We start from the raw sequence: 23225 nt of genomic DNA, 5'->3' as shown, positions 1-23225 counted from the left end.
CGACCTGGACGCCAGACCACGACCTCAGCGAGAGGGGGGAGCGGCTCCACGGGCCGGCTCCAAGGGCGAGCGGCGGCCGAGTCAGCTGTCGAAGGGCTCGAGGAGCCCGCGGAGCGTCGCCGCCAGGTGCTCGCGCTCCACTGCCGGGAGCTGGCTGAGCAGCAGCCGCTCGCGGTCGAGCAGGTCGGACATCGCCGCATCGACGACCTCGCGTCCGGACGGCGTGAGGGCGACGATGACGCCGCGCCGGTCGTCGGGGTCGGGGCTGCGGCCGACGAGGCCACGGGTCACGAGCCGGTCGACGCGGTTGGTCATGGTGCCGGAGGTGACGAGGGTCTGGGTGACGAGCTGTCCGGGGGAGAGCTGGTAGGGCTTGCCCGAGCGGCGCAGGGCCGACAGGACGTCGAACTCCCAGCCCTCGAGGCCGTGTCGGGCGAAGGCCGAGTTGCGCGCCAGATCAAGGTGCCGGGCCAGCCGCGAGATGCGCGAGAGCACGTCGAGCGGCGTGACGTCGAGGTCCGGCCGCTCCCGGCGCCAAGCGGCGACGATGCGGTCGACCTCGTCGCCCGGTGTTGCACTCACGACCAAAGTCTACCTATCATCAAGTATCTTGATATCAAGATACTTGACCGACGTCACAGGGGAGACACCATGTGGGACCCGCACCAGTACGCCCTCTTCAGCGGCCACCGGGGGCGGCCGTTCGCCGACCTGCTCGGTCGCGTCGACGCTCCGAGCCCCGGGCTGGTGGTGGACCTCGGGTGTGGTGACGGCCCGCTGACCCTCGGTCTCGCCGACCGGTGGCCGCAGGCGCGGGTCGTGGGGATCGACTCGTCGCCGCAGATGCTGGCCCGGGCCCGCGAGCTCGACACCGATGGTCGGGTCGAGTGGGTCCTGGCGCGCGCCGAGGGCTGGGACCCGGCGACCCTGGGCGGGCCGATGGACGTGCTGACGACGAACGCGACCCTCCAGTGGGTGCCCGAGCACCTCGACCTGATCCCGCGGTGGGTCGGCGCACTCGCCCCGGGCGGGTGGTTCGCCATGCAGGTGCCGTCCAACTTCGGGGCGCCGTCACACGTCCTGATGCGCGAGGTCGCGGCGCGGCACGCACGGGCTGCCGACCTGGCCCCGGGACTGGCGCGGGCCGATGCGGTGGCCGAGCCGGCGGCATACCTCGGCGCGCTGGCCGGGCTCGGCCTCGAGGTCGACGTCTGGGAGACGACCTATCAGCAGGTGCTGGATCCCGTGGGGGCGCAACGCTCCCCGGTCCTCGAGTGGGTCCGCGGCACGGGACTGCGCCCGGTGCTTGAGGTGCTCACCGACGAGACGGAGCTGAAGGCCTTCGTCGACGACTACGTCTCCGTGCTCGACCGCGCCTACCCCCGGCAGTCGTTCGGCGTGGCCTTCCCCTTCTCGCGGATCTTTGCCGTCGGCCACGCGCCGACTGACACCTAGCCGTCAGGAGTCGCGACCGAGGCGGGGTTTCTGCTCGAGGTTGCTCAGGCCGTTCCACGCGAGGTTGACGAGGTGGGCGGCGACCTCGGTCTTCTTGAACTTGGGCGACTCGAGCCACCACTGCCCGGTCAGGGCGACCATGCCGACGAGCATCTGGGCGTAGAGCGGGGCGGTCCTGGTGTCGAGCCGGCGGATCTTGAACTCCGCCGCGAGGAGGTGCTCGACCTGGGTCGCGACATCGCTGATGAGGCTCGCGAACGACCCGTTGGGCTGCCCCGGCGGGGAGTCGCGCACGAGGATGCGGAAGCCGTCGGTGGAGGTCTCGATGTAACCGAGGAGCGACAGCGCGGCCGCCTCGACCAGGCCGCGCGACGTCGTCTCCTCCGCGAGTGCGACGGAGATCCCGTCCAGGAGCGTGCGGATCTCGCGGTCGACGACGACGGCGTAGAGGCCTTCCTTGCCGCCGAAGTGCTCGTAGACCACCGGCTTGCTCACACTGGCCTGCGCGGCGATCTCCTCAACCGTCGTGCCCTCGAAACCCTTCTCGGCAAACAGTTTTCGGCCGACGACAAGCAGCTGTTCGCGCCGTTCCTTGCCGGTCATCCGGAGTCGTCCGGAGCCGTTGCCGGTCGAGTCGCGTGAGGCCACGACCCCATTGTGCCGCGCATCGCGCGTGCCTCCGTCCCGACCGGTTACCGTGTTGCGGGTGATCGTCCGCCCCATCAGCCGGTATGCCGCGCCGCTGGTGCTCGCTGCCGCGCTCGCCGGGTGCGCGGGCAGCCTCCCGGCGGCGACCTCCACCGACCCTGCCGTCCTGCACGCCGCGGCCGACCTGGCTCGGCAGGAGGCGGCTGCCGCGCAGACGACGACGACCTCGCTCGATACCGGCACCACGGAGACCTCGAGCGACCCGTCGACGTCGACCGGCGGGCAGGCCTCCAGCACCGCCTCCTCGACGACCACTCCTCCCGCGGTGAGCCCTTCACGGGCATCGACGTCACGAGTGCCGACCTCGCGAGCCGTGGCTTCGACGGCTGCCATACCCACCGAGACCGCGTCACCCGTCTCGCCGGCGCAGGCGAAGCTGTTCGTCGTCGACGCGACCCTCCCGTTCGGGGCCGCGCGGCTCGCCGAGACCGCGGCATACTCCCTCCGGCACTATGGCTCGGCGTCCTCGCGGCTGACCCCGACGATGATCGTCCTGCACTTCACCGCGGGCGCGACGTGGACCTCGGCGCGCGACACCTTCGCCCAGGACGTGCCCAACCTCGGCGAGCTGCCGGGGACGTGTTCGCACTACGTCATCGACCGCGACGGCACGATCTACTCGCTCGTGCCCGTCACGATCCGGTGCCGGCACACCATCGGACTCAACGACCAGGCCATCGGGATCGAGATGGTGCAGCCGGCCGGCCCCTCGGGAGGCTGGGCCGACCAGCAGATCCTCGCCCGCCCGGCCCAGGTCGACGCGGCCCTCGCCCTCGTCCGGCAGCTCCAGGCGACCTACGGCATACCCACCAGCTCGGTCATCGGTCATGCGATGGCCAACGCCGACCCGCACTTCCACGACCTCCTCGGGTGGCGGAACGACCACGTCGACTGGCAATCGGCGGACGTCGCGCAGTTCCGCGCCCGCCTCTGAGCCTGCTCGAGCGCGTAGCGGTCAGGTCCTTCTCCGGGGCACTGGTCGACTACCCTTGGGAGCCGTCCGGCTCGGAGCCGCACGTTCCCCGGTTGGTCTGCTGGCAGGGCCCGCCTGACTTTGAATCAGGATTAGCGTCGATGGTTCGATTCCATCCCGGGGAGCCATTTCTTAAACGCGGGCCCGACTCTGCTCGATGGAACCAGGATCGGCGTCGATGGTTCGATTCCATCCCGGGGAGCCATCCCGTTAGCCCTCGCGCTCGGCGAGATCCCGCCAGGACGGCTGAACGCGTGACCCTGTGGTGCGCCCCTTACGCCAACCGCGTCGACGATCCGACAGGGCCGCGCCCACCGGGCTCGACCCAGTGCGGGACGACGCCGCACCCACCGGCTCCGGCGCCCTCCGTCGAGGGTGTTGCGTCGTCCCGAGGTGCACGAGCTCGCGATCGTGTCCCGTCGCCACCCACAGCAGCGCCAGCCCACCGGAGACACCGAACGCCACGAGCCCGTTGTGGACCGAGAAGTCGATGACCCCATAGCACGCGAAGAGCGCCGTGAGCCAGGTCGCGCACCGCAGCCGGGCCGTGTCGACCGACGTGAGACCGAGGAGCAGGCCGCCCCAGAGGACGTACCACGGGTGCAGCGACGGGGCGGACACGACGATCAGCAGGAAGATCACGACGAGCACCGTCACCGGCTCGCGCGGAGCCCTGCGCAGGACCAGCCACCCGACCACGAGGGCGCAGGCGGTCAACGCCACGATCCGCGCGACCGGCACCGCGAGGCCGGCGGCGACCTGGTGCCGCGTGAGGTGCAGCAGGAGCTCGAGGAGGGAGCCCAGCCCCGTCGACGGGGCGAGGTAGGTCCGCACATCGCCGGGGACGTGCATCGCGCCGATCCAGCCGTAGCCCAACCCCGTGGCGGCGGTGATGGCGGCGAAGCCCCCGAGCGCGACCGCTGTCGCGGCGGCGACGTGGACCACCCGCTCCCGCGTCCAGGCCGCTGTGCGGGACAGGGAAGGGGCCGGGGCGCACAGGAGTCCCACCGCGATGACCGCGACGAGAGCCGGTTGCTTCACCGCGGCCGCGAGCGCCACGGACAGGGAGGCCAGGACGAGCCGCCGCTTTGTCGCGAGCCAGAGGGCCAGGACGACGAAGGCGATCATCGTGGCGTCGTTGTGGGCTCCGCCGAGCAGGTGGAGCACGGTCAGCGGGTTGAGCACGCCGAGCCACAGGGCGAACCGCGGGTCCCGGCCGAGCGCGGTGGCGATGCGGGGCAGCAGCAGCGCGATGACCACCAGCGCAGCGATCGCGGGTAGCCGCATCCCGACCGCGGACGCATACGGGTTGTTCCCCATCAGGTCGACGATCCCGTGCTGGACCTGCAGGGCGAGCGGGCCGTAGGGCGCGGGGGTCCAGAACCAGAGGGGATCAACCTGCTCGGCGAAGTCGCCGCCGAGAAACCCCGGTCCGAGCACGTAGGGATCCAGGCCCTGCGCGACGATGCGGCCCTGGGCGGCGTAGCTGTAGGCGTCGCTGCTGAACAGGGGTGGCGCGAGCAGCAGGGGCAGGCTCCACAGCGCGAGGGTGGCCCGGCCGATGTCGACGCCGTCGTCACGGGGGTGCAGCCGCAGCCAGGCCCGCAGGAGGATGAGGACTCCGAGCAGCAGGACGGCCGTGGCCAGGACGCGTCCGGCACCGTGCTGCAGCTCCCGGAGCAGCCAGACGTGGGTGAACGCGTTGTCCTCGGGAAGGAAGGCGGGCGTCAGTGACCCGACGAAGATGAAGCACGAGCCCAGCGTCCCCTCGCGCACCGCAGGGATGGCCCAGGCGCCACCGACGGCGTCACGCCACCGGGCGGCGGTGCCGACCTCGGGGTCGCGGCACGCGGAGGTCAGTGTCATCGATGGTCTCCAAGCGTTGTCCCGGCACGGCCCGAGAACCGTTGGAGTCCCCTGACAGTATCGGCTGGGCCCGCTCGCTCCCGGTTGCGTGGGCGTGGACACGTCACAGTATGTGGGAGGGCGTCATGAGAGGCAGCGGCTACCGTATGCCGCGGTTCTGCACAAAAAGGGGCGATCCGGGCACGACTGCAGTGACCGGTAGCATGACCGATGGTCGCGAGCAGGTCCCGCAGCACCGGCACGACCTCCGTATGCCGCACCACGCCGCACCCAGCACCCCAGCACCCCAGCACCCAGCACCACCAACTGGAGAACCCCCAGCGTGAGCACCCCTCGCCCGGCCGCCGTCATCGTCCTCGCCGCAGGGGAGGGCACCCGGATGAGGTCCCGGCGACCCAAGGTCCTCCACGCGATCGGCGGTCGGACCCTCGTCGGCCATGCCATCCACGCGGCGCGCGGAGCCCACCCGGAGCACCTCGCCGTCGTGGTCCGCCACGAGCGCGACCTCGTCGCCGCGCACGTCAACGGGCTCGACCCCACCGTCGTGATCGCCGACCAGGACGAGGTCAAGGGGACGGGCCGCGCCGTCGAGTGCGGCCTCGCGGCCCTGCCTCCCGACCTCGAGGGAACTGTCCTCGTCACCTACGGCGACGTCCCGCTGCTGGCGTCGGACACGCTGCTCGGCCTGCTCGCGGCCCACGCCGAGAGTGCGAGCGCGGTCACCGTCATCACCGCCAGCCTCGCCGACCCGACCGGCTACGGCCGGATCCTGCGCGACCGCGACGGCTCGGTCGCCGGCATCGTCGAGCAGAAGGACGCCACCGACGCGCAGCGGGCGATCACCGAGATCAACTCCGGTCTCTACGCGTTCGATGCTGCCGTCCTCCGGTCCGCGTTGGCCGAGGTGGGCACCGACAACTCCCAGGGCGAGAAGTACCTCACCGACGTCCTCGCCATCGTCCGCGGGCGGGGGCTCGGGGTCTCGGCCCACCTCATCGACGACCTGTGGCAGACCGAGGGCGTCAACGACAAGATCCAGCTCGCCCGACTCGGGGCCGAGCTCAACCGCCGTCTCGTCGAGCGGGCGATGCTCGCGGGAGCGATCGTCGTGGACCCGGCGACGACCTGGATCGACGCCGACGTGACCATCGGCGAGGACACCGTCATCCATCCCGGCACCCAGATCCACGGCGCGACGACGATCGGCGCCGACTGCGTCATCGGCCCCGACACGACGCTGACCGACGTCGAGGTCGGCGACGGCGCGGAGGTCGTCCGCGCCCAGGCGGTCCTCGCGGTCATCGGCGCCGGCGCGAGCGTCGGTCCCTTCTCCTACCTGCGCCCGGGCACCGAGCTCGGCGCGCACGGCAAGATCGGCGGCTTCGTCGAGACCAAGAACGCGATCATCGGCACGGGCGCCAAGGTGCCCCACCTCACGTATGCCGGTGACGTCACCATCGGCGACGGCGCCAACATCGGGGCGGGCACGATCTTCGCGAACTACGACGGGGTGACCAAGTCCCGCAGCACCGTCGGCGCGCACAGCTTCGTCGGCAGCGACTCCGTCCTCGTCGCCCCGGTCCACGTCGCCGACGGTGCCTATGTCGCGGCCGGGTCGACCGTGACGCAGGACGTCGGTCCGGGCGAGCTCGCCGTCGCGCGCGGCCGGCAGCGCAATGTCGAGGGCTGGGTCGCCCGGAAGCGGTCGGGGACGGCGACCGCGCTGGCCGCCGGGAAGGCCCTGGCCGCGACCGCCCAGCAGCCGCTGGACCCTGAGCAGCCGCCGGATGCCGAGCAGCCGACGGACGCCGAGCGGCCGCCGGCCACGCGGCATACCGACAGCGAGGGTGGGGAGCGGTCGTGACCGGCATCCAGAAGCCGACCAAGAAGAGCCTGACGGTCTTCTCGGGTCGAGCGCACCCCGAGCTCGCGATCGCCGTGGCCCACGAGCTCGGGACCGAGCTCGTGCCGACCTCGGCCTACGACTTCGCCAACGGCGAGATCTACGTGCGTTACGAGGAGTCGGTCCGCGGCTCGGACGCCTTCGTCATCCAGAGCCACACCGCGCCGATCAACCAGTGGATCATGGAGCAGCTGATCATGATCGACGCGCTGAAGCGCGCGTCCGCCAAGCAGATCACCGTCGTCCTGCCGTTCTATGGCTATGCCCGCCAGGACAAGAAGCACCGCGGCCGCGAGCCGATCTCGGCCCGGCTGATGGCCGACCTGTACAAGACCGCCGGCGCCGACCGGTTGATGGCGGTGGACCTGCACACCGCCCAGATCCAGGGGTTCTTCGACGGCCCGGTCGACCACCTCATGGCGCTGCCCATCCTCAGTGACTACGTCGCCGAGAAGTACGGCGACCAGCCGCTGGCCGTCGTGTCCCCGGACGCCGGCCGGATCAAGGTCGCCGAGGAGTGGTCGCACCGGCTGGGCGGCGTGCCACTGGCGTTCATCCACAAGACCCGCGACATCAACCGGCCCAACGAGACCGTCGCCAACCGCGTCGTCGGCGCGGTCGAGGGCCGTATCTGCGTCCTCGTCGACGACATGATCGACACCGGCGGCACGATCACCAAGGCCGCCGACGCCCTGATGGCCGCCGGGGCCGGTGGGGTCGTCATCGCGGCGACCCACGCGATCCTGTCGGGCCCGGCCGTGGACCGGCTCAAGAACTGCACGGCCGTCGAGGTCATCGTCACCAACACCCTGCCGATCCCCCCCGACCGGGAGTTCGACAAGCTCACGACGCTGTCGATCGCGCCCCTGATCAGTCGGGCGATCCGCGAGGTCTTCGAGGACGGCTCGGTGACGAGCCTCTTCGACGGCAAGGCCTGACCGCCGAAACCCCGCCCTCGTCAGGGGCGCTGCGCCGGGTGAGCCTGGTCAGCCTGGCGGGCCCGGTATGCCGCGACGTTGGCGCGGTTGCCGCAGCCGCCGTCGCAGTAGCGCCGGGACCGGTTCTTGGACAGGTCGATGAGCACGTCGTCGCAGTCCTGCGCCTCGCACAGCTTGAGCCGGTCGAGCTCCTCGGCCCGGATGACGTCGACGAGGGCCATCGCCGCCTCGACGGACATGCGGGTAGCCAGCGGGGCCTCGGGCGGAGTCGCGTGGAGGTGCCACGACCACACGTCGTGGCGGACCAGCTGCGGGAGGGCCTTCGCTTCCGCCAGTAGCGCGTTGACCTCGTCGACCGCTTCCTCCTGCGACAGGAACCACAGCTCCCGCAACCGCGGGCGGAGCCGGCGGACGGCCCGCAGCTCGGCGGCGTCGTGGGTGCGGCTGCCGGTCCAGCGGTGGGCGACGACGAAGTCGTCGAGCTCATCCACGGAGGTGAGGACGTCGCCGTCGCCGTCTCCGGGCACGCTTCCGGGCATCGTGTTGACGAGGTCGACCACCGACTGGAGGGCGGCTTCTGTGTCATGAGCAAAAAGCATCTTGACTCCTGACGACGCGATCGGCTAGCGTCATGAGCATAGTCGTTTTCGCTCGTGACGGCGGTCCACCAGCACCACCCGCCCAACACCCCAGAAGGAACGCCGATGACTGCCCCGTCCACCCAGCCCCAGACGCCAGCCGTCTCGGGTACTGCTCGGGGACGTCTGCGGGACAGCGGTGCTCGTCTCGACGTGGGTCTCGTCGCCGCGGTGCTCACGGCCGCCTCGTTCGGTACCTCGGGCCCGTTCGCCAAGGCGCTGCTCACCACCGGCTGGACCTCCGGAGCGATCGTGCTGCTGCGGGTCGGCATCGCCGCACTCGTCCTCATCGGTCCGGCGCTCGTCGCCCTCAGAGGACGGTGGGGCGTCGTCCGCTCCGAGCTCGGGATGATCCTCGCCTACGGCCTGATTGCCGTGGCCGGCTGCCAGGTCGCCTACTTCAACGCGGTGCAGCACCTCTCGGTCGGAGTGGCCCTGCTCCTGGAGTACTGCGGCACGATCCTCGTCGTCCTCTGGGTCTGGCTGCGCACCCGCCGGGCGCCCAGTGGGCTGACCTGGGTGGGCATCGCGATCGCCGTCGTCGGGCTCGGGCTCGTGCTCGACCTCGCCGGGCAGTCGCGCCCGGATCCCGTCGGCGTCTTCTGGGGGCTGCTCGCCGCGGTCGGGCTCGCGGTCTTCTACGTCTCGGCCGCACGGGACACCCCCGGTCTGCCGGCCGTCGCCGTCGCGGCCCTCGGGATGGGCATCGGTGCGGTCACGCTGGCGGTGCTCGGCGCGGCACGGATCCTCCCGATGACGTTCCACACCAACGACGTCCGCGTCGGGGGCGCCGCGATCCCCTGGTGGCTCGCCGTTGGTGAGCTCGCACTGATCGCCGCGGCTGCGGCATACCTGCTGGGGACGTTCGCGGCCCGCCGGCTCGGCTCGACGGTCTCCTCCTTCGTCGGTCTGAGCGAGGTGCTCTTCGCGATCGTCTTCGCGTGGCTGCTGCTCGGAGAGCTGCCGCACCCCGTCCAGCTCGCCGGCGGGGGGCTCATCGTCGGGGGAGTAATCGCGGTTCGGGGCGGAGAGCTGCGCCGCAGCCGGTAAATTTGGGCGGTGCCGTGGTTTCCTGCGGCCGGAAACGCCCACGAGGAGCCCCGCTTGCGTCGATACGCCGTCGTCGGCGCCGGCATCGTCGGCCTCGCTACCGCAGCGCGGCTCGTGGCCCGCGGCGACGAGGTCGTCGTGCTGGAGAAGGAGACCGGGCTCGCGCGCCACCAGACCGGCCGCAACTCCGGGGTGATCCACTCCGGGCTCTACTACGCGCCGGGGAGCCTCAAGGCCCGGATGGCCGCCGCCGGAGCCGTCTCGATGGCGCGCTTCGCCCAGGACCGCGGCATCCCGTATGCCGGGTGCGGCAAGCTCGTCGTCGCCGTCACCCCCGACGAGGTGCCGGGCCTCGAGCGGCTCGCCGCGCGAGCGGTCGCCAACGGGGTGCCGGCCCGGATGATCGGGCCGGAGGAGGCCCGCGAGCACGAACCCCACGTCAGCTGTGTCCGGGCGCTGCGGGTGGAGTCGACCGGCATCGTCGACTACCCCGCGGTCTGCGACGCGCTCGCCGAGGACGTCCGGCCCGGCGGCGAGATCCGGCTGGGGGAGGGGTTCCTGACCGCGCGGTCCGAGGCCGGTCGGCTGCGCGTCGAGACCACTCGCGACAGCCTGCTCGTCGACGGGCTCGTCGCCTGCGCCGGGCTCTATGCCGACAAGGTCGCCACCGGGTGCGGGCTCGACCCGGGCGCGCAGATCCTGCCGTTCCGCGGGGAGTACTTCGAGCTCGTCCCCGAGAAGCAGTACCTCGTCAACACCCTCATCTATCCGGTGCCCGACCCGCGGTTCCCCTTCCTCGGCGTGCACCTCACCTCGACGACGCACGGCGGAGTACACGCCGGCCCCAACGCCGTGCTCGCGCTGCGACGCGAGGGGTACACCTGGCGCGACATCGACCTCGGTGAGCTGGGGGAGTCGCTGCGCTGGCCGGGGTTCTGGCGGCTGGCCTCGCACAACCTCGTGCCGGGTGCGGCAGAGGTCGGGCGCTCGCTGTCGCGAAAAGCCTTTGCCCGAGCCCTGTCCCGGCTCGTCCCCGGCATCGGGGCGGAGCACCTGGTCCGCGCGCCGGCCGGCGTCCGCGCCCAGGCGCTCACTCGCGCAGGCGCGCTCGTCGACGACTTCCTCGTCGCCGAGGCCACGCACCAGGTCCACGTCATCAACGCGCCGTCGCCGGCGGCCACGGCGGGGCTCGAGATCGCCGCCCACCTGGTGGATCGGCTCGACGCGGTGTCGGCATGAGCCCGGCATGACGGGATCCCGCGCGCCCCTGCTGTTGGTGGCGGCCAGCGGCCTTGCGCGAGAGGCGGCTTCGGCGGCATGGGCGGCCGGCGACGAGGTCCTCGGGTGCCTCGACGACGACCTCGCCCTCGTCGGCACGGAGGTGGCCCCGGGGCTGCCGGTGCTCGGGACGATCTCCGACGTCGTGGCGCATCCGGGGGCGCTCCTCGTCGTGTGCGCGGGGAAGGGTGCGAGCCGGGCGGCGATCGTGGAGCGGCTCACGGGTCTCGGGGTCGGGGGGGAGCGTTACGCCACGGTCGTCGATCCTGGCGTGCGGATCGGGGCGGGGTCCAGTGTCGGCGCGGGGTCGATCCTCTTGGCGGGCACGGTGCTCACGGCCGACGTCCGCGTGGGCGAGCACGTCGTCTGCATGCCGCAGGTCGTCCTGACCCACGACTGCCGGGTCGAGTCGTTCGCCACGGTGTGCGCCGGGGTCGTCCTCGGTGGCGGGGTCGTCATCGGGTCGCAGGCCTACGTCGGGATGGCGGCGTCCGTGCGCGAGAACCTGTGCGTCGGAACGGGATCCACGATCGGGATGGGCGCTGTGGTGCTCCGGGACGTGCCGCCCCAGGAGACCTGGGCCGGCATACCGGCTCGGCGGCTCGGCCCCTGACCTCCTCAGGTCCACGAGGTATCAACGCGCCCCATGGCCCGCGGTTTTACCTCAACCCGGCCGGAGGTAAAAACGCGCAGAGGTGAAATCGCGCGCTAGGGACCGCGGTTTCACCTCGACGGCAGGGGAGGTCACACGTGGCGTCAGCGGACGACGGCGGGCGACCAGGCCTTGGCGATGAGGACGGTCGGCGTGCCCGTGCCGTCGGCGTTGACCACCCAGACGTTGGACTCGGCGGCGGCGGTGCCCTGGCCGGGGAGGCCGTAGAGGATGCGCGAGCCGTCGAGCCACTCGACCTGGTCGTCGACGCTGTGCGTCTCCGAGAGCTCGGTCTCCCGGCCGCTCGCGATGTCGAGGACGGCGAGCCGCCAGTCGCCGGGCCCGCGGTCGCCCCGCTTCTTGTAGGCGACCTTCGTGCCGTCGGGCGAGAGGGACGGGCACTCGGCGTCGGTGCGGACCGTCTGCACCGTGCGGGTGGAGAGCCGGCCGGAGGCGAGGTGGGTGACGCCGCCGAAGGCGACGGTGAGGTAGAAGTGGTCGTCGTCGGCGGCGAACGTCACGCCCCAGTAGTTCCGGTCGAGGGGGCTCACCTTCCGGCCCTGGTCGATCAGCCTGAAGTCCTCGAGGGCGACGCTCGTCCGGTTCGCGAGAGTCGTCACCACCGTGCGCGTGGAGAAGCCGACCGAGGCGTAGGAGTCTCCTGCGACGAAACTGGTTGTCGCAGAGAGGGTTCCGTCGCCCGACAGGCGGGCCCGGCTGGGGCTGCCCGTCAACGGGATCGGGGTCGCCGCGTCGGTCGCATCCTCGTAGACGGTGGCGGAGTAGGTCGTCACCAGGCCCCGGTCGGACCCGAGACAGAGCGTGCGCACAGCGGTCGCGAAGACCCGGTCGCAGGCCAGCGACGTGAGGACGCGCGCGCCCGCCGGATCGGCGAGCGGCACCACGGCGACCTGGCCGTAGTTCGGCCCCAGCGCCATGTTGCGGAACACGATCCGCGGGCCGGTGCTCACCGCGGCGAGCGACACGGTCGGTTGCGTGGGCGCCGAGGCCAGCTGCTCCTGCTGGACCGAGCGGGACCTCACCACGACCACGGCGGTCAGCCCGACGAGGACGAGGCAGATCGCGACCAGGAGACCGAGCCGCAGGCGCGTGGTCACGGCGCTGTCCCGGATGCCGCTGTCCCGGATGCCGCTGTCCCGTCTGCCGCTGTCCCGGATGCCGCCTGGCCACCGCGGGCGCGCAACCCGGCCAGGAGCCACCAGGCGACGGGGATCGCGCTCGCGAGCAGGACGGCATACGTGAGCACCGCGGGCCCGCGGCCGAGCCAGGCCCACAGCACGCCGAAGGTGAGGGAGGAGGCGAACCGGCCCAGCGCGACGACGGTCTGGGTCGTCGCGATCGCGACCCCGCGGACCTCGGTCGGGACGAGGGTCGAGGTCAGGGCCGCGAGCACCCCGTCGGTGGTGGCGTAGAACGCGCCGAGCAGGAGCAGGGTCAGCAGCGTCATCCCGAGCCCACCCACGGGGCCGGCCGTGCAGAGGTAGGCGCCGACGAGGAGCAGGTGACCGGCGACGAGGACCTTGGCGCGGCCGATCCGGTCGGACAGTCGGCCGAAGGGGATGGCGAGGGCGAAGTAGGCGACGTTGGTGCCGACGAACAACAGCGGGAACCACGTCGCGGCGAGGTCGTCGCGCTGCTGCAGCGAGAGGTAGAGGAAGCCGTCGCTGATCGCCAGCACGCTGAGCAGCGCGGTGGCGGCGACGAGCCGGCCCATCCCGCTGCGGGTCATCGTCCGCAGCGAGGGGGTGACGCGCGAGGAGGGAGCGTCCTGCTTCGCGGTCGCCTGCGCGTCCGGCCTCGCGGTCGCCTGTGCATCCGGCTTCGTGGTCGGCTGCTCGTCCGGCTTCGTGGTCGCTTCCTCGGCCGCCTGCGCCGTCCTCGCGCCGGCGCGCCGAGGACGCAGGTCGGGGACCATCAGCCCGAGGACCGCGAGCCCGATCATCGCCGCGGCGAAGGAGGCGACGAAGACCGAGGTGTAGTCGCCCGGGACCCAGAACAGGATGGCGAACGCGACGAGCGGGCCGATCGCCGCACCGGCCGTGTCGAGCGCGCGGTGCACGCCGAAGGCCCGACCGAGCGCGTGCGCCGGGGTGGACGCGGCGATCATCGCGTCGCGCGGAGCCGTGCGCACCCCCTTGCCGAGCCGGTCGACCGTGATCACCGCCGTGACGGCCGCGAACCCGTGCAGCGGGATGAGCGCGATCTTCGTGACCGCCGACAGGCCGTAGCCCGCGAAGGCCACCCACTTCGGCCGGTCGGCGCGGTCGGCGAGCCAGCCTCCGAGGATCCGGACGAGGGCGCTGACGCCCTGGTAGAGACCGTCGATGAAGCCGTAGGCGAGGGGGCTGAGCCCGAGCACGGCGGTGAGGTAGAGCGGCAGGACGGCCGACAGCGACTCCGAGGAGATGTCGGTGAAGAGGCTGACGAGCCCGAGCAGGATGACGGTGGGCGCGACCCTGTCCCGCAGCGCTGTGGCCGGGGCGGGCGTCTCCGTCGAGTCGGCGCGCAGTCGCTCCGAGAGATACACGTCAACGCTCCATCCAGCCCCTGGGCTGTCACTGCCCCCCGATGTCGGCCCCCGTGTGCCGGGCCCGCCGACTGTCCCGACCTGTCCAGGATAGGCAGGCCCCCGCTCCGGGCGCAGCGATTTCGCGGGTCTCGGGCCGCACGGGTATCATCGGGGAGTTGCCTCGGCGAGGGACGTTCGCGCGGGCCAGACCCCACCAGACGTCCGTGATCGACGCGGTGCGTGCCCCCGGGCGCCGCCACGTCATCGTCCGTGCCGCGTCCCGCGTCGAGGCCCACCGCACGCGACACCCCTGCTTCAGACACCCCTGCCTCAGACCCGTGAGGCGCCCCGCACCACCGCTTCCTGGAGGAACGACCCATGGCCGAGACCAAGCTCGTCGCCGAGACCCGCACCCAGTTCGGCAAAGGCGCTGCCCGCAAGATCCGCCGCGCCCACAACATCCCCGCCGTGCTCTACGGCCACGGCACCGCTCCGGTGCACATCACCCTGCCGGGCCACAGCACGATGATGGCGCTCAAGACCGCCAACGCCCTGCTCGAGATCGAGATCGACGGCACCGTCCAGCTCGCCCTCGCCAAGGACATCCAGCGCGACCCGATCCGGCCGGTCATCGAGCACGTCGACCTCGTCGTGGTCCGCCGCGGCGAGAAGGTCAGCGTCGACGTCAACGTCCACACCGAGGGCGAGGCCGCCCCGGAGACCGTCGTCACCGTCGACTCCCAGACCGTCGAGCTGCTCGTCCTCGCGACCAACATCCCCGAGAACGTCGTCGTCTCGGTCGAGGGCCTCGTGGCCGGCACCCAGATCCTGGCGAGCGCGCTCGAGCTGCCCGAGGGCGCCGAGCTCGTCACCGACCCCGAGACCCTGGTGGTCAACATCACCGCCCAGGTCACCGCCGAGGCGCTCGAGGCCGAGCTCGCCGAGGCCGAGGCCGAGGCCGGCATCGAGAAGGACGAGCCCGAGTCCGCCGACGGCGAGGGCGCCGAGGGCGACGACGCCGCCAAGGGCGAGGCCGCCGACGAGGCCTGAGGCCCGATCCACCCGCGCAACAGGCACGACCCGCACGACCCGCACGACAGCTTGGGCCCCACACGACCACGTCGTGCGGGGCCCTTCGCGTCCGAGGCGAGCGCCCGGCATACTGGCGTGTCGTGGACACCTGGCTCGTCGTCGGACTCGGCAACCCCGGCCCGGGCTACGCCGGCAACCGGCACAACGTCGGGGCCATGGTCGTGCACGAGCTCGCCGGACGCCACGACGCCGGTATGCCGCGTGGTCGCGGCGCGAAGCGCGCCGCCCCGAGCTTCAAGGCGCACAAGGCCCGCGCCGCGGTCGACGAGCTCCGGCTCGGGACCGGCCCCGGGGGGGCGCCGGGTCCGCGCGCCGTGCTCGCGGTCCCCTCGACCTACATGAACGAGTCCGGGGGGCCGGTCAAGGCGCTCATGACGTTCTTCTCCGTCGACCTCGACCACCTCGTCGTGGTCCACGACGAGCTCGACATCCCCGCCGGCGAGGTGCGGCTCAAGCGCGGCGGGGGCGAGGGGGGCCACAACGGCCTGCGCTCGATCAGCGCGTCGCTCGGGACGAAGGACTACCAACGGGTGCGCGTGGGCATCGGGCGACCGCCGGGCCGGATGGACCCGGCCGACTTCGTGCTGCGCGACTTCTCGGGGGTCGAGCGGGCGGAGCTGCCGTTCACCCTCGACACCGCCGCCGACGCCGTCGAGTCGCTCGTCGAGGTCGGGCTGCTCGACAGCCAGCAGCGCTTCCATGCCCCACGCTGACGACCTGCGCCCGCGGGGACCGGCCTGTCTTGTCCGGTTAGTCGGCATCACCCGATTCGTATAGCCACCAAGCGATTCGGAATGGTCCCATCGGACCATTCCGGCTCCTGACCCTTTCTCCTACGCTCGATCTCGGCCCGGGCATGCATCTCGTGCGGGCCGTCGGTGTCCTCTCCACACGAACCGTGGGGGTTTCGGACGGGACACCGCGTGGGAGCAGGACACGAGTCAGTGGGCGCCGACCAAACGGCGCCGGGCTCGTCGAGCATTCGGGGATCGATTGTGACGGACTATGCGGGCACGTTCGGGGTCGGGGAGTCCCCGACGTGGACGGCGGGGGGGTTCACCCTGCGCGCCTCCACACCCGGCTGGCTCGTCGCCTACCGGGTCAAGGCCGTGTCGGTCGACCTCGGGGTGGCTGCTGCCGCCGCCTTCGCCTGCTACGCCCTCCGCTTCGGCACCGACGAGCTGAACTCGGCCTGGTGGCTGGTCGTCGTGGCGCCGGTCTGGGTGGTCGCCCTGACCGCCGCCGGCGCCTATCGGGTCCAGGTGCTCGGGACCGGCTCCGACGAGTACCGGGCGGTCGGGCGCGCCGTGACCGTGCTCGCCTTCGCGATCGCCATCGTCAGCTACGTCGGGCGGCTCGACCTGCCCCGCAGCGTCGTCCTGCCCCTCGTGCCCGCCGTCCTCGTCGGGAGCCTGATCGGCCACGCCGTCGTGCGCAGCGGCCTGTTCCGCCGTCGTCACGCGGGGGAGTGCCTGCTCGACACCGTCGTCGTCGGTCGCAGCGACTCCGTCGCGTCCCTGATCCGTGAGATCACCTCGGCTCCCGAGACCGGTATGCGCATCGTGGGGGCCTGCATCTCGGGGCTCGACGGGCAGCGCTCGGACCTGCCGACCATCGAGGGCGTGCGGGTCTACGGACCGCCCGAGGCCGCCCTCACCACGGTCGACACGCTCGGTGCGACGGTGGTCGCCGTCTCGAGCCACCCCGACCTCGTCGGGACCCCGCTGCGGCGGCTGGGCTGGGCCCTGGCCGAGCGGGGCGTCGACCTCTTCGTCTCCCCCGGCATCGTCGAGGTGGCGGGGCCGCGGCTCAGCCTCCGGCCTGCCGCCGGCCTCTCCCTCCTGCACGTCGAGCGGCCGATCAGCTCCGGCGGCCGGATGGTGGTCAAGCGGGCCCTCGACAGCGTCGTCGGCCTCCTCCTCGTCGTCGTGGCCCTGCCTGTCCTGCTCCTCATCGCCGTCCTGATCAGGGCCACGAGCCCCGGTCCGGTGTTCTTCCGCCAGGAACGGGTCGGGGTGCACGGCCTGTCGTTCCGGATGGTCAAGTTCCGGACCATGGTCGTCGACGCCGAGGAGCGGCTCCTCGCGATGAGTCGCGAGGGCCAGTCCAACAGCGTCCTGTTCAAGGACCGCCGCGACCCCCGGGTGACCTCCGTCGGCCGGGTGCTGCGCCGCTACTCCCTCGACGAGCTGCCCCAGCTGATCAACGTCCTCCTCGGGGACATGTCGCTCGTCGGCCCACGGCCGCCGCTGCGGCGGGAGGTCGACCTCTACGAGCCCGACGCGGTCCAACGGCTGCGGGTGCGCCCCGGCATGACCGGCCTCTGGCAGATCAGCGGCCGCAGCGACCTCGACTGGGAGCAGTCGCTCCGGCTCGACCTCTGGTACGTGGACAACTGGTCCCCCGTGCTCGACCTGCAGATTCTCGTCCGTACGTTCAAAGCCGTCCTCGGAGGTTCCGGTGCCTACTGATCCGACCCGCACCCGACGGACCCGACGACGCCTCGTCGGCGTCGTCGTCCTCGCCGTGCTGGCGACCCTCGGGGTCAGCCGCACCGCGCTCGCCGTCGGCGACCCCTGCGTCTCGGGCAACGCGGTCGCGTGCGAGAACAGCAAGACGGGCAACCCCTCGACCGAGTGGGACCTCACCGACGGGGCCGGTGCCACCACCATCCAGGGCTTTGCGACCCAGATGAGCGTCAACCCGGGCGCGACGGTGCAGTTCAAGATCAAGTCCACCGCGGCATACAGCATCAAGGTCTATCGCCTCGGCTACTACAACGGCCTGGGTGCGCGCCTGCAGAGCAGCACGATCAGCGTCCCCAACCCGGCCACCCAGCCCACCTGCCTGAGCGAGGCGTCGACCCAGAACTTCGACTGCGGCAACTGGTCGGTCTCTGCGTCCTGGGCGGTCCCCAGCTCCTCCGTGTCCGGCGTCTACATCGCCCACCTCGTGCAGGCCAACGGCGACGACAGCCACATCACCTTCGTGGTGCGCGACGACTCGAGCCACTCCGACGTGGTCCTGAAGACCTCCGACATGACGTGGCAGGCCTACAACACCTACGGCGGCGCGGACTTCTACACCGCCCCCACCTCGGTCACCGGGTCGCAGGCGCGGGCCTTCAAGATCAGCTACAACCGCCCGATCGCCACCCGCGGGGTCGTGGCGGGACGCGACTTCCTCTTCAGCAACGAATACCCCACGCTGCGCTTCCTCGAGCGCAACGGCGTCGACGTCAGCTACACCTCCGACATCGACGTCAGCGCCGGCACCACGGTCCTCACCAACCACAAGGCGTTCCTGTCGGTCGGCCACGACGAGTACTGGAGCCTGCCCGAGCGCACCAACGTCGAGGCGGCCCGTGACGCCGGGGTCAACATGATGTTCCTGTCCGGCAACGAGGTCTACTGGCACACCCGCCTCGAGCCGAGCATCGACGGCACGAGCACTGCCAACCGGACCCTCGTCTGCTATAAGGACACGTGGGAGCCGTCGCCGATCGACCCCAGCGCGGAGGGGACGAGCACCTGGCGCGACCCCCGGTTCAAGGCTGCGCCCAACGCCTCCAACCCCGAGAACGGGCTCACCGGCACCCTCTACATGTCCAACAACACCGACCTCGCGATCACCGTGTCGTCGGCCGAGGGCCGGTCCCGCCTCTGGCGCAACACCACGGTGGCCGGTCTGGCGGCCGGCGCCTCGGCCACCCTCGCCCCCCACACGGTGGGCTACGAGTCGGACGAGGACCTCGACAACGGCGCCCGGCCGGCCGGGCTGATGCACCTGTCGACGACGACCGGAGCGACCCCGCAGGAGGTCCAGGACGTCGCCGGATACACGGTCGCACCGGGGACGACGACCCACAGCCTCACGCTCTACCGGGCGGCGAGCGGTGCGCTCGTCTTCGGCGCGGGCACCATCCAGTGGGGCTGGGGGCTCGACCAATACCACGACGGCGACAACACCAACGCCGCCGACCCCCGGATGCAGCAGGCGACCCTCAACATGCTGGCCGACATGAACGTCGTCCCGACGACCCTCATGGCCGGGCTGGTGCAGCCGACGAAGTCCACCGACACCGTGGCCCCGATCGTCTCCGTGGCGACGCCCGCCCCGGGCGCCACCCTCGGGAACGGCGCCCAGGTCACCGTGTCCGGCACGGCCACCGACGTCGGGGGCGTCGTGACGACCGTCGAGGTCTCCCTCGACGGCGGCACCACCTACCACCGTGCGACCGGGACCTCCCCGTGGAGCTACAGCGGCGTCCTCAGTGGCGTGGGCGCGCAGGCGATCAAGGTCCGCGCCAACGACGACAGCGCCAACCTCAGTGCGCCCACCTCGGTCGGCGTGACCGTGACCTGTCCCTGCTCGCTCTTCGGTCAGCAGGTCCCGTCGACGCCCGCGACGACGGACGCCTCCGCCGTCGAGCTCGGCGTCAAGTTCGTCCCGGAGACGGACGGCTTCGTCTCGGCCATCCGGTTCTACAAGGGCAGCACCAACACCGGCACCCACACCGGCACGCTCTGGACCTCGACGGGCGCACCGCTCGCCGCCGGGACCTTCACCTCAGAGTCCGCGTCAGGCTGGCAGACCCTCACCCTCCCGACCGCGGTAGCCGTGACGGGTGGGACCACCTACGTCGTCTCCTACTTCGCGCCGAGCGGCCACTACGCCGGCGACAGCAACTTCTTCACGACGAAGAACTACGTCGCCTCACCGCTGGGCGCCCGCGGTCGTCCTGCCGGGGAGACCAACGGGGTGTACGCGAACGGTCACGGCTTCCCCTCGGCCTCCTACGGAGACACCAACTACTGGGTCGACGTGCTTTTCACCCGAGACGACAGCACCCCGCCGTCCCTGGCCAGCCGGACCCCGATGGCGGGGTCCACCAGCGTCGCGCCAGGGGTCAAACCCGCGGCGACGTTTGCCGGGACCGTGACGGCTTCGACGGTCTCGATGACCCTCAAGGACGCGAGCTCCGCCTCGGTCCCAGGTTCCTTCGTCTACGACCCGGCAACGCGCACAGTCAAGTTCACGCCGAGCGCACCCCTCAGCTATGGAGCCACGTACACGACGACGGTCTCGGCGTCGAGCAGCTCCGGCGTGCCGATGGCCACTCCCGACTCCTGGACCTTCACGGTCGCCCTGACCGATCCGCTGCCAGGCATCTGCCCGTGCACGATCTGGCCGGACTCCGCGACCCCGCAGACCGCCAGCGCCAGCGACACAGGGAGCGTCGAGCTCGGCGTGAAGTTCACCGCCGACGTCGATGGCAGCGTCACCGGCGTCCGCTTCTACAAGGGCTCGCTCAACCTCGGGACCCACTCGGGCTCGCTGTGGAGCACGGCAGGTGGCCGGCTGGCCACCCTCACCTTCACCGGTGAGTCGAGCAGCGGGTGGCAGACAGCCTCCTTCACGTCCCCGGTCGACATCACCGCCGGGACCACCTACATCGTGTCGTACCACGCGCCCAGCGGCGGGTATGCCGTGACTCCCAACGGACTCGCGGTCGGCGTGGACAACTCCCCGCTGCATGCCCTGGCCGGGGGTGCCGTCTACACCTACGGCACCGGGGCGCCGCTGACCGCCTCGTCCGCGAACTACTGGGTCGACCTGGTCTACACCGCGAACGACGCCGCCCCGACCGTCTCCTCGACGGCTCCCGCACCCGCCTCGACCAACGTCCCGACCGGGTCGACCATCTCGGCGACCTTTGCCGGGCTGATCCAGGCAGGGACGGCTCAGCTGGCCATCAAGGACACCACCGGCGCAACGGTTCCCGGCACCGCGGCATACGTCGCCGCGACCCGCACCATCACCTTCGTGCCGACGAGCCCCATGGTGGCCGGGATGACCTACACCGCGACCGCCAGCGGGGCGACCGCGCTCTCCGGCTACGTCATGAGCCCGTTCTCGTGGAGCTTCACGACCGCGGGCGCCAGCGTGTGCCCGTGCACCCTCTTCTCGAGCAGCGCCGTCCCGGCGACCGTCGACGGCAACGACGGGTCGGGTATCGAGGTCGGCACCTCCTTCACCTCGGCCATCAACGGCAAGGTCACCGGTCTGCGCTTCTACAAGTCGGCGCTCAACATCGGCACCCACACCGGGAGCCTGTGGAGCAGCACGGGGACCCGGGTGGCCACCGGCACCTTCACCGGCGAGTCGGCATCCGGCTGGCAGTCCCTGACCTTCCCGAATGCGGTCCCGGTGTCCGCCGGGACGACCTACGTCGTGTCGTACTACGCCCCGAGCGGCCACTACTCGGCCTCCAGCCACTTCTTCGACGCGCCCTGGACCAACGGCCCGCTGACCGTCCCGGCGGGCAACGGCGTCTATCGCTACGGGTCGTCCAGCACCTTCCCGACGGACAGCTACGGAGCGACGAACTACTGGGTCGACCCGACCTTCGCGACCGGGGCCGTGGCGGACACGACGCCGCCCCAGGTGGTCGTCACCGACCCCTACGCAGGATCGACGAGTCAGTCCACCTCAGGAGTGGTCGGAGCGACCTTCAACGAGGACCTGTCGACGGCCGGTCTCGTCCTCACCGTGACGGACCCCACGGGCGCGCCCGTCCCCGGGACCGTGGGATACGACAACACGACCTACCGGGTCAGCTACACCACGAGCGCGCCGCTGGCGCGTGGGACGACCTACACCGCGTCGGTGTCCGCCTCCGACGTCGCGGGCAACGCGATGGGGGCTCCCGTGACCTGGACCTTCACGACCGCCGCGCCCGACCCGACGCCGGGCGTCTGCCCGTGCAGCATCTGGACGGACGCGACCACGCCGGCCTCGGTCACGCAGAACGACCCGGCCGCGGTCGAGGTCGGGACCGTGTTCACTGCCGACACCGCGGGTGCGGTCACCGGGGTCCGCTTCTACAAGGGCCCACGCAACACCGGGCCGCACACGGCCTCCCTGTGGTCGGCGACCGGGACCCGTCTCGCGACGGGGACCACGTCGTCGGAGTCCTCGGCGGGCTGGCAGACGGTCACCTTCGCCTCGCCCGTGGCCCTGATCGCCGGGACGAGCTACGTCGTGTCCTACCTCGCGCCGTCGGGCTACTACTCGGCGACCGCGAACGGGCTGGCCGTCCCGGTCGACAACGCGCCCCTCCACACCGTGGCCACCGGTGGCCGCTACCTCTACGGCGGTGGGTTCCCCTCCGCCGTGTCGTCGGCGAACTACTGGATCGACCCGGTCTTCGTCCCGGGGGGCATCTCCGACACGACCGCGCCGACGAACAGCGCCGTCGTCGGCACGACCGTCGGCACGACCGCGACGGTGACCTGGACGACCGACGAGGTCGCGACATCGGTCGTGAGCTATGGCACGACACCCGCCCTGGGCTCCAGCGTGACGGGGGCCTCCGGCACCTCGCACTCGGTGTCGCTGAGCGGTCTCGTGGGGAGCAGCACCTACTACTACCGGGTGACCTCCGCCGATGCGACCGGGAACTCGGCCACGTCACCGGCGGCAGCAGCCGCTCCGGCGACCTTCCAGACCTCCGACGTCACGCCTCCGACGATCACCGCCGTGGGCTCGACGGTCGCCACCCACGCGGCGACGATCACGTGGACGACCGACGAGAGCGCCACGTCCGTGGTGAGCTACGGCAGCACGACGGCTCTCGGCAGCACAGCCACCGGGTCGTCGGGCACGGCGCACAGCGTCACGCTCAGCGGCATACCGGACTCGGCGACCTACTACTACCGCGTCACCTCGGCCGACCCGACGGGCAACGCCTCGACGTCCCCGACCTCGCCGGCGGCTCCCGCCACCTTCGTCCTCGGCGACCAGACGCCCCCGGTCGTCACCGCCGTGGCCGCGACCGGATCGGGGACGAGCGCGACCGTCTCGTGGACGACCAACGAGTCCTCGACGAGCGTCGTCCAGTACGGCACGTCCGCCACCGCGCTGACCTCGACGGCGACCGGTTCTGCAAGCACGGCCCACATCGTGACCTTGGCCGGGCTGGCCCCCAGCACGCGCTACTACTACCGCGTGACGTCGGCCGACGCAGCCATCAACTCGACGACGTCGCCGGCGACGACGGGGGCCGCCGCGACCTATGTGCCGACGGTGACTCCGGTCACCCAGACGAGCGCCGCGGACTTCGGTTCCGGCACGTTGACC

General features: G+C 71.6%; 17 protein-coding genes and 1 tRNA gene. 12 read left to right on the top strand and 6 right to left on the bottom strand.

Annotated features, from left to right (window positions below; genetic code table 11):
* Positions 1–81 precede the first annotated feature (81 nt).
* A complete protein-coding gene (locus tag Q0R63_RS01140) occupies positions 82–582 on the bottom strand; it encodes a MarR family transcriptional regulator (protein WP_295692751.1) in 501 nt (166 codons plus the stop codon).
* Between the two features lie 69 nt (positions 583–651).
* Between Q0R63_RS01140 and Q0R63_RS01135 the strand changes: the two genes are divergently transcribed.
* On the top strand, positions 652–1455 hold the full coding sequence (locus tag Q0R63_RS01135) for a methyltransferase domain-containing protein (RefSeq protein WP_295692749.1): 804 nt from the start codon (positions 652–654) through the stop codon (positions 1453–1455).
* A gap of 3 nt (positions 1456–1458) precedes the next feature.
* Here Q0R63_RS01135 and Q0R63_RS01130 read toward each other — a convergent pair whose 3' ends face one another.
* Positions 1459–2058, bottom strand: coding sequence for a TetR/AcrR family transcriptional regulator (locus Q0R63_RS01130; RefSeq protein WP_295692752.1), 600 nt, complete (start codon positions 2056–2058; stop codon positions 1459–1461).
* A gap of 103 nt (positions 2059–2161) precedes the next feature.
* Here Q0R63_RS01130 and Q0R63_RS01125 point away from each other — a divergent pair, with 103 nt between their 5' ends.
* Complete coding sequence (locus Q0R63_RS01125; protein ID WP_295692748.1) at positions 2162–3097, top strand: peptidoglycan recognition family protein; 936 nt, start codon at positions 2162–2164, stop codon at positions 3095–3097.
* 85 nt (positions 3098–3182) lie between these two features.
* Positions 3183–3264 (top strand) — tRNA-Gln (locus Q0R63_RS01120).
* 82 nt (positions 3265–3346) lie between these two features.
* Here Q0R63_RS01120 and mptB read toward each other — a convergent pair.
* Positions 3347–5002: a polyprenol phosphomannose-dependent alpha 1,6 mannosyltransferase MptB gene (mptB, locus tag Q0R63_RS01115; RefSeq protein WP_295692746.1), complete on the bottom strand. Its 1656-nt coding sequence runs from the start codon at positions 5000–5002 to the stop codon at positions 3347–3349.
* Positions 5003–5324: 322 nt separating this feature from the next.
* Between mptB and glmU the strand changes: the two genes are divergently transcribed.
* Both glmU and Q0R63_RS01105 read left to right on the top strand, forming a co-directional pair.
* A complete protein-coding gene (gene glmU, locus Q0R63_RS01110; RefSeq protein WP_295692743.1) occupies positions 5325–6866 on the top strand; it encodes a bifunctional UDP-N-acetylglucosamine diphosphorylase/glucosamine-1-phosphate N-acetyltransferase GlmU in 1542 nt (513 codons plus the stop codon).
* The gene (locus Q0R63_RS01105) at positions 6863–7843 is read left to right on the top strand and encodes a ribose-phosphate diphosphokinase (RefSeq protein ID WP_295692740.1); all 981 of its coding nucleotides are present in this window, start codon (positions 6863–6865) and stop codon (positions 7841–7843) included. Before glmU ends, Q0R63_RS01105 begins: the two co-directional genes overlap by 4 nt.
* A 20-nt stretch (positions 7844–7863) precedes the next feature.
* On the opposite strand, the gene Q0R63_RS01100 is transcribed toward Q0R63_RS01105, so the two are convergent.
* Positions 7864–8442: a CGNR zinc finger domain-containing protein gene (locus Q0R63_RS01100; protein ID WP_295692738.1), complete on the bottom strand. Its 579-nt coding sequence runs from the start codon at positions 8440–8442 to the stop codon at positions 7864–7866.
* 105 nt (positions 8443–8547) lie between these two features.
* On the opposite strand from Q0R63_RS01100, the gene Q0R63_RS01095 reads away from it, so the two are divergent.
* The 3 genes from Q0R63_RS01095 to Q0R63_RS01085 are packed head-to-tail and all read left to right on the top strand — an operon-like array spanning position 8548 to position 11422.
* Positions 8548–9531, top strand: coding sequence for an EamA family transporter (locus Q0R63_RS01095; RefSeq protein ID WP_295692736.1), 984 nt, complete (start codon positions 8548–8550; stop codon positions 9529–9531).
* 54 nt (positions 9532–9585) lie between these two features.
* Entirely contained in the window at positions 9586–10770 is a 1185-nt protein-coding gene (gene lhgO, locus Q0R63_RS01090; protein ID WP_295692733.1) for an L-2-hydroxyglutarate oxidase, read from the top strand.
* A gap of 7 nt (positions 10771–10777) precedes the next feature.
* The gene (locus Q0R63_RS01085; RefSeq protein ID WP_295692730.1) at positions 10778–11422 is read left to right on the top strand and encodes an acetyltransferase; all 645 of its coding nucleotides are present in this window, start codon (positions 10778–10780) and stop codon (positions 11420–11422) included.
* 143 nt (positions 11423–11565) lie between these two features.
* Here Q0R63_RS01085 and Q0R63_RS01080 read toward each other — a convergent pair whose 3' ends face one another.
* Positions 11566–12579: a hypothetical protein gene (locus tag Q0R63_RS01080; RefSeq protein ID WP_295692727.1), complete on the bottom strand. Its 1014-nt coding sequence runs from the start codon at positions 12577–12579 to the stop codon at positions 11566–11568.
* A complete protein-coding gene (locus tag Q0R63_RS01075) occupies positions 12576–14009 on the bottom strand; it encodes an MFS transporter (protein WP_295692724.1) in 1434 nt (477 codons plus the stop codon). The genes Q0R63_RS01080 and Q0R63_RS01075 overlap by 4 nt, the downstream gene beginning before the upstream one ends.
* Before the next feature lie 360 nt (positions 14010–14369).
* On the opposite strand from Q0R63_RS01075, the gene Q0R63_RS01070 reads away from it, so the two are divergent.
* The 4 genes from Q0R63_RS01070 to Q0R63_RS01055 form a co-directional block, all read left to right on the top strand.
* The gene (locus tag Q0R63_RS01070) at positions 14370–15041 is read left to right on the top strand and encodes a 50S ribosomal protein L25/general stress protein Ctc (RefSeq protein ID WP_295692721.1); all 672 of its coding nucleotides are present in this window, start codon (positions 14370–14372) and stop codon (positions 15039–15041) included.
* Between the two features lie 122 nt (positions 15042–15163).
* A complete protein-coding gene (pth, locus tag Q0R63_RS01065; protein ID WP_295692719.1) occupies positions 15164–15796 on the top strand; it encodes an aminoacyl-tRNA hydrolase in 633 nt (210 codons plus the stop codon).
* Positions 15797–16078: 282 nt separating this feature from the next.
* Complete coding sequence (locus tag Q0R63_RS01060; protein WP_295692716.1) at positions 16079–17554, top strand: sugar transferase; 1476 nt, start codon at positions 16079–16081, stop codon at positions 17552–17554.
* Positions 17544–23225: DUF4082 domain-containing protein (locus Q0R63_RS01055; protein WP_295692713.1), on the top strand; the 5682-nt coding region annotated here is incomplete at its 3' end. The genes Q0R63_RS01060 and Q0R63_RS01055, both read left to right, overlap by 11 nt.

The organism is Lapillicoccus sp. (assembly GCF_025353065.1).
GTDB lineage: Bacteria > Actinomycetota > Actinomycetes > Actinomycetales > Dermatophilaceae > Lapillicoccus.
This window is presented reverse-complemented; position numbering and strand designations above follow the sequence as displayed.